This is a genomic window from Pseudomonas sp. Sample_22, from assembly GCF_004307635.1.
Taxonomy (GTDB): Bacteria; Pseudomonadota; Gammaproteobacteria; order Pseudomonadales; family Pseudomonadaceae; genus Aquipseudomonas.
Window position 1 is genome coordinate 1 of sequence record NZ_RCNY01000009.1, and the last position, 2147, is coordinate 2147.

The 2147-nt window shown below is 58.5% G+C and carries 3 protein-coding genes and 1 pseudogene; 3 read left to right on the plus strand and 1 reads right to left on the minus strand.

The window, feature by feature from the left end:
- The first annotated feature begins 101 nt into the window (after positions 1-101).
- Genes D8U73_RS01335 through D8U73_RS01345 form a run of 3 tightly spaced genes read left to right on the plus strand, consistent with a single transcriptional unit; the run spans position 102 to position 1803 of the window.
- Positions 102-935 (plus strand): DUF932 domain-containing protein, encoded by an 834-nt coding sequence (locus tag D8U73_RS01335; protein WP_130903524.1) that lies wholly within the window; start codon positions 102-104, stop codon positions 933-935.
- 54 nt (positions 936-989) lie between these two features.
- Positions 990-1448, plus strand: coding sequence for a hypothetical protein (locus tag D8U73_RS01340; RefSeq protein ID WP_130903525.1), 459 nt, complete (start codon positions 990-992; stop codon positions 1446-1448).
- Positions 1449-1500: 52 nt separating this feature from the next.
- Positions 1501-1803 carry a TrfB-related DNA-binding protein gene (locus D8U73_RS01345; protein ID WP_130903526.1) on the plus strand — a complete coding sequence of 101 codons (303 nt, stop codon included), beginning with the start codon at positions 1501-1503 and terminating at the stop codon, positions 1801-1803.
- 222 nt (positions 1804-2025) lie between these two features.
- Here D8U73_RS01345 and D8U73_RS01350 read toward each other — a convergent pair.
- Positions 2026-2147: pseudogene (locus D8U73_RS01350) on the minus strand (transcriptional regulator); the annotation flags it as partial.

Sequence of the window (2147 nt, forward strand, 5' to 3'; positions counted from 1 at the left end):
AGCGGGATTTGAGATACTAATCCCGTCGAAGCAATACCGCTTCGATTGCCCGGATCCAGCGGCGGCAACCGCTCCGGGAATTCTGCGAAGGAGATTAAAAAATGCGTCTATCCAGCAACTTCCGTAACCCTTGCATGATCCGCAGCGATGCACCTCTGAGCAATGACGAGATCGCCCGCGTAGCGCCGTCGATCTTTGCCGAGGAAGCACACGACAGCCGCTCCGATCGTTACCTGTATATCCCGACTGTAAAGGTGCTCGATGCGCTACGCGCCGAAGGGTTCCAGCCGTTCATGGCCTGTCAAACCCGCGTGCGCAACACCGACAAACGCGAGCACACCAAACACATGATCCGTCTGCGCCATGCCAGCAACATCATGGACAAAGAGGCGAACGAAATCATTCTGCTGAACAGCCATGATGGCAGCAGCAGCTATCAGATGATGGGCGGTAGCTTCCGTTTCGTATGTGCCAATGGCCTGGTGCTGGGCGATTGCTCCATGGATCAGAAAGTGCGTCACAGTGGCCGTGGTGATGTTGTCGGAGACGTGATCGAGGGAGCCTATGAAGTGCTCAACCAGTTCACGCAGATCGACGACAAACGCGACTGCATGAAACAGATTCAACTACGCCCGGAAGAGCAAGAAGCCTTCGCCATGGCCGCATTGGCCTACCGTTACGACCCATCCGAAGGCCCGGCCCCTGTCACCCCTTCGCAGTTGCTGCGCGCACGCCGCAGCGAGGACAGGAGCAGTGACCTCTGGACGACCTTCAACCGCGTACAAGAAAACACCATCAAGGGCGGCTTGAGTGGCCGCAACAAGCAAGGACGCCGGACAACTACCCGCGCCGTGAATGGCATTGACCAGGACGTGAAATTGAATCGCGCCCTGTGGGTTCTGGCACAGGCTCTGCGCACTCAGCAGGCCGCATAACCAACCAGCCGGGCGCCAAGTGCGCCCGGTTTCATGTGGTAGGGAGATACAGCCATGTCCAAAGTTTTCTATGTACCGGGCCAACCTTCGATCATTGACTATGCCCGCGAGATCGGCCCGAACCAGTGGGCAACCCGCTGCAGAATGCTGATGCTGGCCGAGTTGCATATCTGCCATCCCGGCGCAGTTCTAGGCGATGAAGAATCGTTCTTGCTGGCCCAGGAAGCCGCGCTAGGAACGCTGCCCCAGGAGATCAGCGAAGCCCGCTATGAGTACGCGCTAACCCGCCTGCAGGTGCTAGATTTCGCCGCTGTCGGCAAAGACTTTTCGTTCAAGCTGGAAAAATTCGAGGTCGGGAACCTCACACGCATTTATGCGCGCTGCAATGGCCGGTATTGGACGTTTGTGGGCCTGGCCACCCTCACGCATCAAATGATTGTCCAGCGCGTCACCCTGAGCGCTGCAGGAGCCGGGCCGGAAGTTAGACAGGCTTGCGCAACCCACTCACACTAGAAGCTAAAAGCGCCTGGTAGATCACCGGGCGCTTCACCCATGGAGAATATGAATGCAGCCAAAGTACACCGCCGATCAATGGGAAAAAGTATCCCCTGCCTTTCGCGGGTTGGCTGTCGGTACTGTCGAAATGGCCAAGGCCGTATTGGTCGATGGCCAGCGCCCTGCAGATCTGGCGAGGCAGGCCGACGTGTCGCGGCAGTTGGTATATGCCGCCGTGAAGCGGGTTCGCAATATCCTAGAGGAACACGAGGCGCAAGAACTGGTGCCGGTCATGGTCTGGTTGCCGCCTGAGTTAGCCGAGCAGGTCAAGCAGATGGCCGCGCCATATGCTCAACCGGAAGGCAAAAAGTAAAAAGGGCGCCCAGCTCTGGATAGTCCGGGCTTACCGCGACCGACCAACGCTGACGAGCAGACCACCACCGGCAGCGCGCTCCAGGGCGAAGGGGTCTTGCTGCGTCCGCTGCGCGAACGCGCTTAAAAGCGTTTGTTTACCGTTCGCAACACTCAGCCTCGGAACAGTCCCGAGAGAGCGGCTGCATCCAGCGACGTTACCTCCTTTCTCGCGTGCGAGAAATCAGGGGTGGACGTGTTGCCGCGTGGTCAGATCCAGGCCAACGGCGCGCATCACGGCGAGCATGGTCTTCAACGTAGGGTTGCCCTTGTCGCTGAACGAGCGGTAAAGCTGTTCGCGGGATA

Excerpts from the sequence above, each read along its gene's own strand:
- D8U73_RS01340 (WP_130903525.1), top strand. The coding sequence starts at position 990 with ATGTCCAAAGTTTTCTATGTACCGGGCCAACCTTCGATCATTGACTAT.
- D8U73_RS01345 (WP_130903526.1), top strand. The coding sequence starts at position 1,501 with ATGCAGCCAAAGTACACCGCCGATCAATGGGAAAAAGTATCCCCTGCC.
- D8U73_RS01335 (WP_130903524.1), top strand. The coding sequence starts at position 102 with ATGCGTCTATCCAGCAACTTCCGTAACCCTTGCATGATCCGCAGCGAT.